Genomic DNA, 14,717 nt, shown 5'->3' on the forward strand with positions numbered 1-14,717 from the left:
GTAATTTCCAAACCTGTTAGCGAAAGATTGGAAAATGTGTACTTTTATAAAATTAGGTCGCTGATTTCAAAAATGCAATCTCGAAAATGGCTTAGATAAGCTGTTTTCGGGATTTTTTTCTTGCTTTTGCTTAAAATGTTATGAGTGCGGGCTGATTTGTGATGAATTATGAGGACATATTTTGTAAAGCGTCACTTTTGCTTTATTCACATAATTTGCAAATAATTTATAAAATTATATTGAAATTCGACAATTTGTGAGATATAATATATATAATAAATATTTGTGCTTGGATGTGTAAATATGAAAAAAAGGATTATTGCTTTGGTTGCTGCCGCTGCAGTTTTAATTGGTGCGGCAGGCTGTTGCAGTATAGATGTGAATTTTAACGGCAAATCTTCAAGCAGCGATTTATCGTCAGAGAAGCAGACAGAAATAAATACTCAGCCGAAATCTGAGCAGCCAAAAGCTGAGGAGCCAAAGGCTGAGGCTAAAACAAATCCGGATGTGCAAACCTCGTCCGACAAGCTTTACAACTATATAGACGTATATAAAAGCGCAAGTGTTGACTATACGGACGAAGTTGGCAACAGCTACTCATCAACCTACACTGTTCCCGAAATTTTGCTTAACAGCGAGGACGCATCAGAGGTTAACAGCGAGATACAAAGAGAATGTGAAAAGAAAATAAGGGATAGTGAGAACGCTGAGAAGAATAAATCAAGCCTTATTTGCTTGGGCATTGAATATGAGGCGTGGCTTAACGGCAACATTCTGTCGCTTACCATTTCTGAGAAATACGATGGAAGCTACACACATTATTTGGTATATTCCTTTGACGTGCGAACAGGCGAGGAACTTGATAATGACGAATTTGCCGTAGATATGGGAATCAGCGAGAACGAGCTTGATAAAAGAATAAAAACTGCAATGACAGATTTCTTTAAAAATGAATACTCTTCAATGGCCGGCGACAGCCTGTATGATCTTCAGCTTAACAAAACCTTATCCGAGGACAATGTGGACGAGGCTGAGGTGTATTACGGTGAAAACGGCGTGCCGTATGTTTGGTGTTGTATTTACTCATTGGCGGGTGCTGAAATATATGAGCATTTGCTGAAGCTAAACTAAGTTTTTTACGGTGGACATTTTTATGTCCTATATCATCCTTTCTGAATAAAGCACAGTACGGGTAATTCTGTACTGTGCTTTTGTTTTTAAGAAAAAATCAGCAAAAATTCTATTTGAACATTGTGCAACAGCGTGAAAAGTGATATAATCAAAAAAACAACAAATATCGCAGATATAACTAATTTTTCAATAAACAGGAGGAACAGGCAATGCAGATTACAAATGATGTTATCTATGTAGGTGTGAATGACCATAAGATAGATTTATTCGAGGGTCAGTATGTTGTTCCAAACGGAATGGCTTACAACTCCTATGTGATTAAGGACGAGAAAACGGCTGTTTTTGATACGGTTGACATTAACTTTACTCACGAGTGGCTTGATAATATTGCCGCTGCTCTTGACGGAAAAGCTCCGGATTACCTTATTGTTCAGCATATGGAGCCGGACCACTCGGCAAACATTCAGAACTTTGTAAATATTTACCCCGATACAAAAATTGTAGCAAACGCAAAAACCTTTACAATGATGAATCAATTTTTTGATTTTGATATTGAGGATAGAAAGGTTGTTGTTGCAAACGGCGAGAGCCTTTCGCTTGGCAGACACGAGCTTACCTTTGTGTTCGCTCCGATGGTTCACTGGCCGGAGGTTATGATGACCTACGATTCAACCGACAAAATTCTCTTCTCGGCTGACGGCTTCGGCAAGTTTGGCGCTTTGGACGTTGACGAGGACTGGGCTTGTGAGGCTCGCCGTTATTATATCGGCATTGTCGGCAAGTATGGCGCACAGGTTCAGAATGTTCTGAAAAAGGCGGCAGGGCTTGACATTCAGATTATCTGCCCTTTGCACGGTCCTGTGCTTACAGAAAACCTTGGCTACTACATAAACCTCTATGACATCTGGTCGTCTTACAGGGCTGAGGACGACGGCATTGTTATTGCATATACATCTGTTTACGGACATACAAAGGCAGCTGTGCTTAAGTTTGCCGAGATGCTCAAGAGGAAGGGTGCTCCGAAGGTATCTCTGTTTGACCTTGCAAGGGACGATATGGCAGAGGCTGTTGAGGATGCGTTCCGTTACAGCAAGCTTGTTCTTGCTACAACAACCTACAACGCAGATATTTTCCCGTTTATGCGTGAATACATAAACCACCTTACCGAGAGAAATTATCAGAACAGAACAGTTGCCTTTATCGAAAACGGCACATGGGCACCGCTTGCCGCAAAGACAATGAAGGGAATGTTTGAAAAGAGCAAAAACCTTACCATTGCCGATACAACCGTTACAATTAAGTCTGCTCTTAATGCCGACAGCACACAGCAGCTTGAGAAGCTTGCAGACGAGCTGTGCAAGGAGTATGTTGCTCAGTCTGACGACGCCAGCGACAAGCACGATATGAGCGCACTGTTCAAGATAGGCTATGGACTTTATGTTGTTACATCAAACGACGGAAACAGGGATAACGGTCTTATTGTAAATACGGTAACACAGCTTACAGATTCACCAAACCGTGTGGCTGTAAATATTAACAAGGCGAACTATTCGTACCATACAATTAAGCAAACAGGCAAAATGAATGTTAACTGTCTGTCGGTTGACGCACCGTTCAAGGTGTTTGAAACCTTTGGCTTCCAAAGCGGAAGAAATACGGATAAGTTCAAGAGCTGTGAGGTTTTGCGTTCAGACAACGGATTGGTGTTCCTGCCGAGATATATTAACGCATTTATGTCGCTTAAGGTTGAGCAGTATGTTGACCTTGACACCCACGGAATGTTTATCTGCACGGTTACCGAGGCAAGAGTTATGAGCGACAAGGAAACTATGACCTACACATATTACCAGAACAATGTTAAGCCAAAGCCGGAAACACAGGGCAAAAAAGGCTTTGTGTGCAAGATTTGCGGATATATTTATGAGGGCGATGTTTTGCCGGACGATTATATCTGCCCGCTGTGCAAGCACGGTGTGGCTGACTTTGAGTCAATAGAGTAATAAACACGATAACTAAAAATGGGTCGGCGTTATGCCGACCCATAAATTATTATTCTATATTTGCTGATTATTCGTAGTCAACAACGTCTATCCACTTTGAGAGGAACTCCTTCTCATCTTCAAAGCCCTTAACCATCTGTGAAGCCGCAACAATTGGCAGCCACTGCTGAACATACTGCTTTGCTGTGTCGCTCTTGTCGCAGAAAAGATTTAGGTACTTGTCAGCAAGCTCAGGCTGACGAAGTGAGAACAAAAGATATGTTCTTGCGGCGTCTGCTGACGCATTGCCCTGAGTTGCGTGTGACCAGTCAAGAATATACATTGTGCCATCGTCCTGAACAATAATGTTGGACGGGTTAAAGTCGCCGTGGCAAACCTTGTTGTGCTTTGGCATACTGTCAAGCCTTGTGTGAAGCTCGTATTTAATGGTTGCGCTGATTCCCTCAAGGCTTGAAATTTTTCTGTTCATCTTATCCTTAAGCTTGTTGAGCATAGGTGCTCTCTTGCTTTGAACCTCAAGCTGAAGGTCAACGAACTTTTCAAGGTACTCGTCAACTTTGTCGGGGTTTTCGTCAATAAGCTGCTGCAATGTTTTGCCCTCAATATAGTCAAGGGTGATAGCCCACTTGCCGTCAACAACAGATACTGCGTTGATTTTTGGAATGTTAAGACCTGTTTCCTCAACTCTTGCCTGATTTAAAGCTTCGTTAAGAACGTCAGCCTTTGGATATGTAGGACCGAACACCTTTATTGTGTAAGCTCCGTCCTTGTATATGCATTTGTCGGGTCTTTCAGCTAAAATCTTATCAATAGCCATAATAATTAACTCCTTTCGGTGATAAAATACAAAAATTCGATTAAAAATGCAGATAGAGATATGCATATTTTAAACCTGCACTTATTATACTACATTTATTACATAATGTGTAGTAAAAAAATCACAAAAATTTTAAAAGAGTTTTTGTGTAATACGTCAAATTATACAAGAATTTTACAACTCTTTTTCGTTGAGTTGCTTGAATATTGCTTGTCACCATTTTATGGTAAGGATTTGAGTAAGATTCATAGAATTATACGCAACTAAAATTAACATCAAATGTCAGCTAATATTGCTGGTAATAGCGATAAACAGATGATAAAATAAATTTCAGGAGGCATATTAATATGATTGATATGAATTTAAAGAACCTGAGAAAAAAGCATAACCTGAGTCAGGAAAAGCTTGCGGAAAAGCTTGGCGTATCAAGGCAAGCTGTTGCAAAGTGGGAAAACGGCGACGCTCTGCCTGATATTATGAACTGCCAAAAGTTGTCGGAGCTTTACCGGATTTCTATTGACGAGCTTATAAACTGCGAAATTTGCGTTGATGAGCTGAGGAAAAACGAAAAGGACGGCAAGCACGTCTTTGGCGCTGTAACAGTAGGCGAGAGAGGGCAGATAGTTATTCCCATAAAGGCGAGAGAGGTTTTTGACATAAAGGCAGGCGATAAGATTCTTATTCTTGGTGATGAGGATCAGGGTATAGCGCTTGTGAAATTAAAGTGGTTTTCAAGCTTTGGAAAGAATATTTTTTCCGCAAAGGAGGACGAGGAAGAATGAGCGCAATAAAAATTGATAAAATCACAAAACGCTTCGGCACAAAAACGGCGGTAAATAACTTAAGCCTTGAGATTAATGAGGGCGAGCTTTTTGCGCTTCTCGGCGTAAACGGAGCAGGCAAGACAACACTTATTAAAACGCTCACCTGCCTTTTAAAACCAAACGACGGTGAGGCTTACATACTTGGTAAAAGCGTGACTACGCAAGCCGACGAGGTGAAAAAGCTGATTAACCTGTCAACGCAGGAAACAGCGGTTGCGCCGAATCTTACCGTGCGTGAAAACCTGATGATGATAGCTGGTATTTACGGTATGGACAAGGAAAGCGCAAAAGCTAAAACAGATGAAATGATAAATAAGCTTTCGTTCGGTGATTATGAAAATCAGCGTGCAAAAACGCTTTCGGGCGGCTGGCAGAGAAAGCTGAGCATAGCAATGGCGCTGATAACCGAACCGAAGGTGCTTTTTCTTGACGAGCCGACCCTTGGTCTTGATGTTCTTGCAAGAAGAGAGCTTTGGGAGCTTGTTAGAAAGCTAAAGGGCAAAATGACAATAATACTTACAACCCACTATATGGAGGAGGCTGAGAGCCTGTCCGACAGAATAGGCGTTATGATAAACTCAAACTTAATAACAGTCGGCACTCCCGATGAGCTTATGAAGAAAACGGAAACGCACAGTGTAGAGGAAGCGTTTGTGAAAATTGCCGGAGGTGGATTAAATGAGAATTAAGGCGTTTGCATCAAGAAATATCAAGGAGCTTATAAGAGATCCGCTAAGCTACATATTCTGCCTTGGTTTTCCGCTTATTATGCTTCTTGTTATGTCTGTAATCGGGCAGAGCATACCGGAAAACGAAGGAACTGCTATTTTTAATGTGCAGAACCAGAGTGCCGGAACGGCGGTGTTTGGTCTTGCGTTTGTAATGCTGTTTGCGGCTCTGCTGATTTCAAAGGACAGAGCAAGCGCACTGCTGTGCCGTCTTTTCGCTTCGCCGATGAGGTCGGTTGATTTCATTCTGGGCTACACACTGCCGCTTATTATAATTGCTGCTGCACAGCTTGCGGTTAATGTTATTTCATCAGTCATCATTGGTGCTGCTGTGGGCGAGAGCTTTAATTTTTTGAATTTGCTTATGAGCCTTGCCGTTCATATTCCGACAATATTTTTGTTTATCGGATTAGGCATAATATTCGGCACACTGTTCAACGAGAAGTCCTCGCCGGGAATTTCATCCATAATCGTGTCGCTTGCGCCGATGCTTGGCGGAGTCTGGATGCCGATTGACGCAATGGGCGGCGTGATTCTGACTATTGCGAAAATCTTTCCATTTTATCACGCAGTAAAAGCTTCAAGAACAGTCCTTGCCGGCTCAAGTGAGGGCGTAGCTGCAAGCATATTGATTTTATGCGCTTGGGCGGCTGTTATATTTATTCTTTCTATCTTCGTTTTCAAGGCGAAGATGCGTTCAGAGAAGAAGTAAGGATAATAAACAGAATAAAAAACAAAAAACTCACACCTTGGCAATTAATTGTCATAGTGTGAGTTTTGCTTTTGCTTTGATTTCGCCTTTGGCAGAATACTATTATTTTATTGCATCCTTCATTTCCTTGACATAAGCCTTTACAGGTTCAATGCAGTCCTTGCCGTACTTTGCGCAAAGCTTAACTATTGCGCTTCCGACTATAACTGCGTCGGCGTACTGAGCCATATGCTTTGCCTGCTCAGGTGTTGAAATGCCGAAGCCAATGGCGGTGGGCACGTCGCTTACTTGCCTTACGCTGTCAATCATAGCGCCAATGTCTGTCTTTATTTCGCTTCTGACGCCCGTAACGCCCATTGAAGATACGCAGTATAAAAACCCCTGAGCGTCTTTTGCAATCATCTTTATCCTGTTTTCGCTTGACGGAGCAATCATAGAAATAAAATCAACTCCGTGCTTTTCGCAGTATGGCGCAAGCTCCTCTTTTTCCTCGTAGGGAATATCGGGAACGATTAAGGCGTCAATCTGAAGTTCCTCACATTTTGAGAGGAATTTTTCACAACCGTAAACATATATAGGGTTTATGTATGTCATAAACGCAAGAGGAAAGCTTGGGATAGCCTTTCTTACCTCGGCAACCATATCAAAGATTTTGTCGGTAGTAGCTCCTGCGCTCAATGCACGCTCGTCTGCCTGCTGTATTACAACGCCCTCTGCAACAGGGTCCGAAAACGGGATTCCAATCTCTATCAAATCAGCTCCGCTTTCAGCCATACCTATTATAAGCTTCTTTGTTGTGTCAAGGTCGGGGTCGCCTGCCGTTACAAAGGGGATAAACGCCTTGCCGTTTTTGAAAGCCTGTGTTGTCTTACTCATAAATATCAACTCCTCTGTATCTTGCTATGGCGGCAACGTCCTTGTCGCCCCTGCCCGAAAGATTTACTACAATAATCTTGTCCTTGTCCATTGTCGGCGCAAGCTTGATTGCGTATGCAACAGCATGAGCGCTTTCGATGGCAGGAATGATTCCCTCTGTTCTTGACAAATATTCAAATGCGTCAACCGCTTCATCATCTGTAATAGGCACATACTGTGCTCTGCCTATGTCCTTGAGGTTTGCGTGCTCAGGCCCTACGCCGGGGTAGTCAAGACCTGCCGAAATTGAATATACAGGAGCAATCTGTCCGTACTCGTCCTGACAGAAGTATGACTTCATTCCGTGGAAAACGCCGAGAGTGCCGTTTGCCATTGTTGCGGCATTTTTTGGGTTGTCAACGCCAAGACCCGCCGCCTCACAGCCGATAAGTGCAACCGACTCATCGGGAATGAACTCGTAAAATGCGCCCATAGCATTACTGCCGCCGCCTACACAGGCTAAAACAGCATCGGGAAGTCTGCCTTCCTTTTCCATAATCTGAGCCTTTATTTCCTTGCTGATAACGCTCTGAAAGTCACGCACAATTGTCGGGAACGGGTGAGGCCCCATAACCGAGCCTAACACATAATGGGTGTCGTTTACTCGTCTTGTCCATTCTCTGAGCGTTTCGTTTACTGCGTCCTTAAGGGTCTGGGTGCCGCTTGTAACGGCGTGAACCTTAGCCCCCAGAAGCTCCATTCTGTACACGTTAAGAGCCTGTCTGTCGGTGTCCTCTTTACCCATATAAATCTCACATTCCATACCCATCAGTGCGGCTACCGTAGCCGTAGCAACCCCGTGCTGGCCTGCCCCTGTTTCGGCTATTACTCTTGTCTTGCCCATTCTCTTTGCAAGCAGAATCTGACCGATAACATTGTTGAGCTTATGTGAGCCTGTGTGGTTTAAGTCCTCACGCTTCAAGTAGATTTTTGCGCCGCCCAAATCCTTAGTCATTTTCTCTGCATAATAAAGCAATGACGGACGTCCTGCGTAATTCTTGAGCAGTGCTTCAAATTCTGCGATAAATTCGGGGTCGTCCTTGTACTTGTTGTAAGCCTCTTCAAGCTCGTTTACGGCGTTCATCAGCGTTTCGGGTATGAACTGTCCGCCATGAATACCAAATCTGCCCTTTGACATTATTTTTCACTCCTGATTAGTTTTATTATTTCCTCTATTTTATCCCGACTTTTAAAGCCGTTTTCTTCAACACCAGTGCTAAGGTCAAGGCAATAAGGCTGCACCTGATTTTGCGCAGATAAAATATTGCCGCTGTTGAGTCCTCCTGCAAGGAAGAAAGGCTTTGAAAGCTTTGGAATAAGCCCCCAGTTAAAGCTCTCGCCTATGCCGCCGTATTGACCTTTGCGGTAGACGTCAAGAAGGAGGTAATCGCACGGAAGCTTTTCTGCTTTAAGCACCTGCTGTGTTGACTGAACACGAACAGCCTTGATAATTTCCCTGCCGGTTCTTTCCTTGACGGCGTTTATATATGCCTCGTCCTCGTCGCCGTGAAGCTGAATTAAATCTATAATTCCGCTGTCTGCTATACCGCATACAGTGTTTATATCCTCGTTTACGAACACTCCGACAGCCTTAATCCGGCGATCAAGTCTTGATTTAAGCTTTTTTGCAAGCTCCGGTGATATATACCTTTTTGTGTTTGCAAAGATAAAGCCGATGTAATCCGGTAAAAACTCGTTTACAAAGTCAACGTCGCACTCTCGCTTAAGACCGCAAATTTTTATCCTTATCATATCTCACCGCCGTTTAATTCCCTAAGCGCCGCTGTTTTGTCAGGCGCCCTCATCAGTGTTTCGCCGATAAGAACAGCGTCAACTCCGTTTTCCTTGAGCGCTGAAATGTCATCGGCGGTTTTTATTCCGCTTTCAGCAACAAATACACAGCTTTCGGGAACAAGTTTTCTTAGCCTTAAGCAGTTGTTTATATCAACGGTGAAGTCTTTTAAATTCCTGTTGTTTACGCCTATAATGTCAGCACCTGCATTCAATGCTGTTTCAACCTCATATTCATCGTGAGCCTCAACAAGAGCCGACAAACCGAGCGTGCGGCAAATCTCAATATACTGCTTAATCGTGTCAATGTCAAGCAGAGCGCATATAAGCAGTACTGCTGATGCGCCGATAAGCTTTGCGGTATAAATCTGATGCTCGTCAATTGTGAAGTCCTTGCGGATAATCGGAATTGAAACCGATTTTGATATTTCAGTGAGGTAGCTGTCACTGCCCTTGAAGTAGTATGGCTCGGTAAGAACGGAGATAGCAGACGCACCTGCTTTTTCGTAATCTGCGGCTATCTGAAGATACGGGAAGTTCTCGGCAATAATTCCCTTTGAGGGTGAAGCCTTTTTAACCTCGCAGATATAGGAAAGACCGTTTTTCTTCAGAGCTTTGAAAAACGGAAAGCCTGTTTGCGCATCAAGTGCAAGAGCTGCTTTTTTAGCTGCATCGGTTGGGAAAAGCTGCTTTTCCTGTTCAATTCTTATTTTAGTTTTTGATGCTATTTCGTCAAGTATCATATCATCACCCGATTTTAAAGCTGTTTGTTGCCTTTATAAATTTTTCAAGCTGCTGCTTTGCCTTGCCGGAGTCGATTGTTTCTGCGGCAAGCTTAATGCCGTCCTCTATTGACTGTGCTTTTCCTGCAAGATACAGCACAACGGCGGAGTTTAAAAGCACTATGTTACGCTTTGCACCCTTTTCTCCGTCGAGAATATCTACGGCAATCTGTGCGTTTTCCTGTGCGTCGCCGCCGACAAGCTCTGAGCTTTCACACAGTGTAAAGCCGTACTGTTCGGGGTCAATTTCAAATTCGGTTAAGGTATCTCCGTTTATTTCACAGGCGAGTGTTTTGTCTGTCAGCGTGATTTCGTCAAGTCCGTCAAGTCCGTGGATAACCATACTTCTCTTAACGCCGAGCTTTTGCAGTACCTCTGCAATTGGGCGAACAAGCTCTGAAGAATAAACGCCGATAAGGTTAATTTCTGCGCCTGTCGGGTTTGCAAGAGGGCCTAAAATGTTGAAAACCGTTCTTGTGCCAAGCTCCCGTCTTACGGGTGCGGCATACTTCATTGACGAATGGTACAGTTGAGCGAACATAAAGCAAATTCCACATTCTTTAAGCACCTGCTTGTTCTGTTCCGGAGTGAGGTTGATATTAACTCCGAGAGCCTCTAAAATGTCAGCCGCACCGCATTTGCTTGACACACTGCGGTTGCCGTGCTTTGCAACGGGTACGCCTGCGGCTGATATTACAATGCCGCTTATGGTTGAAATGTTGAAGGTATTTGCGCAGTCTCCGCCTGTTCCGACAATCTCGGCAACGGTGAAGTCACGCTTGAGCTTTATGCCCTTGTCACGCATAACTGTGGCGCAGGCTGAAATTTCGGTTGGGGTTTCGCCTTTTATTCTTAGTGCAGTCAGGAAGCTTGCTATCTGTGCATTAGTAGCTTCACCCGACATAATCTGGTTCATAACTGCCTTTGTTTCGTCAAAGCCGAGGTTTTCTCCGTTTATAAGCTTTTCTATTGCGTTTTTAATCATTATATTCAGACCTTTCATTGTTTTGGTTTATTTGGTTTATATTTTAAGAAAATTCTCCATCATTACTCTGCCGTTATCGGTGAGGATTGATTCGGGGTGGAATTGCAGCCCGTAAATATTAAGATTTTTGTGTGCAAAAGCCATTATTTCGCCTTTTTCATCGGTGGCTGTTACAGATATGCAGTCCGGTAAGCTGTCCTTGTCGGCAATCAGCGAGTGATAGCGAGCGACTCTTTCCTTATCGCTAAGACCCTTGAAAATTCTGCACGAGGTGTCAATGTCAACAATGCTCGGCTTGCCGTGCATAAGCTCATATGCGTGTGAGATTTTGCCGCCGAGAGCCTCGCATATAGCCTGGTGGCCAAGGCAAACGCCGAGGATTGGAATACTCTGCCCAAGCTGCTGCACCACCTGCTCGCAAACGCCTGCCTTTGAAGGATGCCCCGGACCGGGGGAGAGAATAATATGAGTAGGGGCTAAAGCCTTAATCTCACTTATTGTCAGCTCGTCGTTTCTTATTACCTTTATATCGCTGTTTATACCGCCTGCAAGCTGATACAGGTTGTAGGAAAAGCTGTCGTAATTATCAATTAAAAGTATCATTTCTGCTCCTCCTCAGTACATTTCAATTTCTGCGGCGGTTTCTATTGCGTTGATAACCGCCTTTGCCTTGTTTGCTGTTTCAAGATATTCGCTTTCGGGTACGCTGTCTGCAACAATTCCTGCTCCTGCCTGAACATAAACCTTGCCGCAGCTTTTAACTCCCATTCTTATTGCAATGCATACATCTGTGTTGCCGCTGAAATCTATATAGCCTATCGCACCGCCGTAAATATTTCTCGGCTCCGGCTCAAGCTCCTCAATAATTTCACAGGCTCTTATTTTCGGAGCGCCCGACAGAGTTCCTGCCGGCAGGAGCGACTCGATAGCGTCAAAGGCGTCACAGCCTTCCTTTATATCACCCTCAACCTCGGAACATATGTGCATTATTCTGGAGTAGCGGTGAACCTGCTTATACTCTGTAACCTCGACGCTGCCAATTTTTGCTATTTTGCCAATATCATTTCTGCCTAAATCAACAAGCATATTGTGTTCGGCAAGCTCCTTTTCATCTGATAAAAGCTCAGCTTCAAGCTCGTCATCCTCTTTTGCGTTTCTGCCTCTCGGTCTGGAGCCTGCTATCGGGTAGGTTGACAGCCTGCCGTTTTTCAGCCTTACAAGTGTTTCCGGGGAGGAACACATTATCTCCTTACCGCCGAGTTTCATAAACACCATATACGGCGACGGGTTTGTTGTGCGTAGCACACGGTAAGCATCAAGCAAACTGCCTTCGTAGGTCGCTTCAAACCGCCTTGATACAACACACTGGAAAATATCGCCGTCATAAATATATTTCTTTGTCTTTTCAACCATTTTGCAGAAGTCCTCTTTCGAGAAGTTGCAGTCAAAATTTACGTCCCTCGGAGTGTGGCTGTGTTCAATAGGGGAATGGTCAGTGATTAAATCTATAATCTTCTGAATATCATTGAGCGCCTTTTCGTACTGAGCGTAGATGTCGTTGGTTTTCATATTTACTATAATCGTAATTTTCTGGCTCAGGTGGTCATAGGCGATAACCTTGTCGGCAAGGAGCAAATCAAAATCATTGAATTCGCCGTCCTTAAGCTTTAAAACAGGCTCGGCATAGCCTATCATATTATAGCCGAAGTATCCCACAAGACCGCCCGTAAACGGCGGAATACCCTCGATTTTCGGGGTTTTATAGTTTTTCATATACTCTCTTAAAATCTCAAGCGGCTTGTCGCTGTTACAGCTTGCGCTTCCCTCGCCCTCAACCGTAACAACGCCGTTTTTGCAGTAAATTCTTGCCTTCGGGTTAAAGCCGATAAATGAGTAGCGTCCCCATTTTTCGCCGCCCTCTATGCTTTCAAGCAGGAAAAAGTCCTGCTTATACATCTGAATACGGCGTATAAGATTAATCGGAGTTGTCAAATCGGCGTAAATCTCCTTGCATATCGGAATAATGTCATAATCGCCTGCAAGAGCCTTTACTTGTTCAAAGCTTGGTTTTATCACAAAAACACATCCTTTCGGTTAAATAAAAGTTTAACATAAATAAAAAAGACCTTTGCCCCTAAAAGAAAGGGACAAAAGTCTTGAATACTTCTGCGGTACCACCCAAATTGACGGCAAAGCCGCCCACTCATCCGTGCAAACACACGAGCCTTTTTGTAACGGTAAAGGTTAACCCGTCGGCGCATACTCGGAAACCCTTTGACGCCGCCCTCGCAAGTCCATTCAAAGCCATATTGCCGCCTGCTCGCACCAAACGCAGACTCTCTGAACACAATTTATGACCTTTACTCACTCTTGTTCTTCGGTTTGTTATATTGGTTTTATTATATGTTCGCTGATGAAAAATGTCAATGAAAATTTTGAAATTTTTTGAAAATTTAGTTGAAATGGGGTTAAAACGTTTTGCACCGACACAATGAATATATGATTAACCGTTGCAGGGAAACTTTGTGCTGCTTGCGGCATTGCGTGTCAGTGGCAGTATTTACATTTTGCAAAGCTTAAAAATGCACAATATAAGTATAGCACACTGCGATAAAACAGGCATAATGATAAATTTGCAGGATTTAGCAAAACAGCTTGCATTTTGGCGCTAAAAGTATTAAAATATAGGATGGCTAAAACACAATAATGAAATTTTTGTGAGAGGATAGTTTATTATGGCTATGTACAGTGAAATGAGCAGGGAAGAGCTTTTGCAGGAAAAGCTAAGCCTGCAAAAGGAATATGACGAGTTTAAGAGCAGAAATTTACAGCTTGATATGTCAAGAGGAAAGCCGGGCAGTGAACAGCTTGACTTGTCGCTTGATATGCTCACAGTGCTTAACAGCAAGGAGCAATGCATTGTAAACGGCACAGACTGCCGCAACTACGGCATACTTGACGGTATAAGCTCAATGAAGCAGATTTTTGCCGACTTGCTTGAGTGCGGCGAGGACGACATAATGGTTGGCGGAAACTCAAGCCTTAATATGATGTTCGACGCTATTGCCTGTATGATGCACGCAGGCTTTGAGGGTTGTGAGCCTTGGGAAAAGCAGGGCGAGATTAAGTTTCTTTGTCCGTCACCGGGATATGACCGTCACTTTGGAGTAACTCAGTATTTCGGAATTAAAATGGTTCCGGTGCCGATGACTCCGACAGGTCCTGATATGGACATTGTTGAAAGCCTGGTTGAGAATGACGAAAAGGTAAAGGGCATATGGTGCGTGCCGAAATATTCTAACCCACAGGGTATTACATATTCTGACGAAACTGTAACACGCTTTGCAAAGCTTAAGCCTGCCGCAAAGGATTTCCGCATTATGTGGGATAACGCTTACTGCATACACGATGTTACTGATAAGCCGGAAAAGCTCTTGAGCATTGTTTCTGAGTGCAAGAAGTACGGCAACGAGGATTTGCCGCTTATCTTTGCATCAACCTCAAAGATTACATTCCCCGGTTCGGGTGTTGCAGCTATGGCAACATCACCGAGAAATATGGCTCTGTTCAAGAAGAGATACCACTTCCAGACTATCGGCTATGACAAGCTCAATATGCTCCGCCATGTGCTGTTCTTCAAGAACGCTGACGGCGTGAGAGAGCATATGAAAAAGCACAAGGCTGTGCTTGCTCCGAGATTTAATGTTGTTATCTCAAAGCTCAGAAGTCAGCTCGGCGGTCTTGGCGTTGCAACATGGCTTGAGCCTAACGGCGGCTACTTTGTTAGCGTTGACGTTATGGACGGCTGTGCAAAAAGAGTTGTCGCTTTGTGCAAGGATGCCGGCGTTGTTTTAACAGGAGCGGGTGCTACCTACCCATACGGCGAGGATCCGCACGACAGCAACATCAGAATTGCTCCGTCATTCCCACCGGTTGCAGAGCTTGAAGTTGCAATGGATTTGTTCTGCCTGAGTGCAAAGCTTGCCGCTGTTGAGAAGTTGCTTGCACAATAATTAATGTCAGAATATATAG

General features: G+C 43.8%; 14 protein-coding genes and 1 other annotated feature. Of the genes, 6 read left to right on the forward strand and 8 right to left on the reverse strand.

Going from position 1 to position 14,717, the window contains the following annotated elements; all coding sequences use genetic code 11:
* Positions 1-303 precede the first annotated feature (303 nt).
* Entirely contained in the window at positions 304-1,131 is an 828-nt protein-coding gene (locus GMA13_RS06955; RefSeq protein WP_255883383.1) for a hypothetical protein, read from the forward strand.
* Between the two features lie 209 nt (positions 1,132-1,340).
* Positions 1,341-3,131, forward strand: coding sequence for a flavin reductase (locus GMA13_RS06960; protein ID WP_255883384.1), 1,791 nt, complete (start codon positions 1,341-1,343; stop codon positions 3,129-3,131).
* A gap of 67 nt (positions 3,132-3,198) precedes the next feature.
* Here GMA13_RS06960 and GMA13_RS06965 read toward each other — a convergent pair whose 3' ends face one another.
* Complete coding sequence (locus tag GMA13_RS06965; RefSeq protein WP_255883385.1) at positions 3,199-3,948, reverse strand: phosphotransferase; 750 nt, start codon at positions 3,946-3,948, stop codon at positions 3,199-3,201.
* A 347-nt stretch (positions 3,949-4,295) separates the two neighbouring features.
* On the opposite strand from GMA13_RS06965, the gene GMA13_RS06970 reads away from it, so the two are divergent.
* The 3 genes from GMA13_RS06970 to GMA13_RS06980 are packed head-to-tail and all read left to right on the forward strand — an operon-like array spanning position 4,296 to position 6,212.
* Positions 4,296-4,730, forward strand: coding sequence for a helix-turn-helix domain-containing protein (locus tag GMA13_RS06970; RefSeq protein WP_255883386.1), 435 nt, complete (start codon positions 4,296-4,298; stop codon positions 4,728-4,730).
* Positions 4,727-5,461 carry an ABC transporter ATP-binding protein gene (locus GMA13_RS06975; RefSeq protein ID WP_255883387.1) on the forward strand — a complete coding sequence of 245 codons (735 nt, stop codon included), beginning with the start codon at positions 4,727-4,729 and terminating at the stop codon, positions 5,459-5,461. The genes GMA13_RS06970 and GMA13_RS06975 overlap by 4 nt, the downstream gene beginning before the upstream one ends.
* Positions 5,451-6,212 (forward strand): ABC transporter permease, encoded by a 762-nt coding sequence (locus GMA13_RS06980; RefSeq protein WP_255883388.1) that lies wholly within the window; start codon positions 5,451-5,453, stop codon positions 6,210-6,212. Before GMA13_RS06975 ends, GMA13_RS06980 begins: the two co-directional genes overlap by 11 nt.
* Positions 6,213-6,314: 102 nt before the next feature.
* Here the strand turns inward: GMA13_RS06980 and trpA are convergent, their stop codons facing one another.
* The 7 genes from trpA to trpE are packed head-to-tail and all read right to left on the reverse strand — an operon-like array spanning position 6,315 to position 12,761.
* Positions 6,315-7,088 (reverse strand): tryptophan synthase subunit alpha, encoded by a 774-nt coding sequence (gene trpA / locus GMA13_RS06985; RefSeq protein ID WP_255883389.1) that lies wholly within the window; start codon positions 7,086-7,088, stop codon positions 6,315-6,317.
* Positions 7,081-8,265 carry a tryptophan synthase subunit beta gene (trpB, locus tag GMA13_RS06990; RefSeq protein ID WP_255883390.1) on the reverse strand — a complete coding sequence of 395 codons (1,185 nt, stop codon included), beginning with the start codon at positions 8,263-8,265 and terminating at the stop codon, positions 7,081-7,083. The genes trpA and trpB overlap by 8 nt, the downstream gene beginning before the upstream one ends.
* A complete protein-coding gene (locus GMA13_RS06995; RefSeq protein WP_255883391.1) occupies positions 8,265-8,879 on the reverse strand; it encodes a phosphoribosylanthranilate isomerase in 615 nt (204 codons plus the stop codon). The genes trpB and GMA13_RS06995 overlap by 1 nt, the downstream gene beginning before the upstream one ends.
* On the reverse strand, positions 8,876-9,661 hold the full coding sequence (gene trpC / locus GMA13_RS07000) for an indole-3-glycerol phosphate synthase TrpC (RefSeq protein ID WP_255883392.1): 786 nt from the start codon (positions 9,659-9,661) through the stop codon (positions 8,876-8,878). The genes GMA13_RS06995 and trpC overlap by 4 nt, the downstream gene beginning before the upstream one ends.
* 4 nt (positions 9,662-9,665) lie before the next feature.
* The gene (gene trpD, locus GMA13_RS07005) at positions 9,666-10,685 is read right to left on the reverse strand and encodes an anthranilate phosphoribosyltransferase (RefSeq protein WP_255883393.1); all 1,020 of its coding nucleotides are present in this window, start codon (positions 10,683-10,685) and stop codon (positions 9,666-9,668) included.
* Between the two features lie 36 nt (positions 10,686-10,721).
* On the reverse strand, positions 10,722-11,288 hold the full coding sequence (locus GMA13_RS07010) for an aminodeoxychorismate/anthranilate synthase component II (RefSeq protein WP_255883394.1): 567 nt from the start codon (positions 11,286-11,288) through the stop codon (positions 10,722-10,724).
* A 12-nt stretch (positions 11,289-11,300) separates the two neighbouring features.
* The gene (trpE, locus tag GMA13_RS07015; protein WP_255883395.1) at positions 11,301-12,761 is read right to left on the reverse strand and encodes an anthranilate synthase component I; all 1,461 of its coding nucleotides are present in this window, start codon (positions 12,759-12,761) and stop codon (positions 11,301-11,303) included.
* Positions 12,762-12,825: 64 nt separating this feature from the next.
* Positions 12,826-13,072 (reverse strand) — a binding site (T-box leader).
* 348 nt (positions 13,073-13,420) lie between these two features.
* Between trpE and GMA13_RS07020 the strand changes: the two genes are divergently transcribed.
* Complete coding sequence (locus GMA13_RS07020) at positions 13,421-14,698, forward strand: aminotransferase class I/II-fold pyridoxal phosphate-dependent enzyme (RefSeq protein ID WP_255883396.1); 1,278 nt, start codon at positions 13,421-13,423, stop codon at positions 14,696-14,698.
* Positions 14,699-14,717 lie beyond the last annotated feature (19 nt).

Source organism: Ruminococcus sp. zg-924 (assembly GCF_024433635.1).
Taxonomy (GTDB): domain Bacteria; phylum Bacillota; class Clostridia; order Oscillospirales; family Acutalibacteraceae; genus UBA7067.

Coding starts and splice junctions, on each gene's coding strand:
- GMA13_RS06955 (WP_255883383.1), top strand. CDS start 304: ATGAAAAAAAGGATTATTGCTTTGGTTGCTGCCGCTGCAGTTTTAATT.
- GMA13_RS06960 (WP_255883384.1), top strand. CDS start 1,341: ATGCAGATTACAAATGATGTTATCTATGTAGGTGTGAATGACCATAAG.
- GMA13_RS06965 (WP_255883385.1), bottom strand. CDS start 3,948: ATGGCTATTGATAAGATTTTAGCTGAAAGACCCGACAAATGCATATAC.
- GMA13_RS06970 (WP_255883386.1), top strand. CDS start 4,296: ATGATTGATATGAATTTAAAGAACCTGAGAAAAAAGCATAACCTGAGT.
- GMA13_RS06975 (WP_255883387.1), top strand. CDS start 4,727: ATGAGCGCAATAAAAATTGATAAAATCACAAAACGCTTCGGCACAAAA.
- GMA13_RS06980 (WP_255883388.1), top strand. CDS start 5,451: ATGAGAATTAAGGCGTTTGCATCAAGAAATATCAAGGAGCTTATAAGA.
- trpA (WP_255883389.1), bottom strand. CDS start 7,088: ATGAGTAAGACAACACAGGCTTTCAAAAACGGCAAGGCGTTTATCCCC.
- trpB (WP_255883390.1), bottom strand. CDS start 8,265: ATGTCAAAGGGCAGATTTGGTATTCATGGCGGACAGTTCATACCCGAA.
- GMA13_RS06995 (WP_255883391.1), bottom strand. CDS start 8,879: ATGATAAGGATAAAAATTTGCGGTCTTAAGCGAGAGTGCGACGTTGAC.
- trpC (WP_255883392.1), bottom strand. CDS start 9,661: ATGATACTTGACGAAATAGCATCAAAAACTAAAATAAGAATTGAACAG.
- trpD (WP_255883393.1), bottom strand. CDS start 10,685: ATGATTAAAAACGCAATAGAAAAGCTTATAAACGGAGAAAACCTCGGC.
- GMA13_RS07010 (WP_255883394.1), bottom strand. CDS start 11,288: ATGATACTTTTAATTGATAATTACGACAGCTTTTCCTACAACCTGTAT.
- GMA13_RS07020 (WP_255883396.1), top strand. CDS start 13,421: ATGGCTATGTACAGTGAAATGAGCAGGGAAGAGCTTTTGCAGGAAAAG.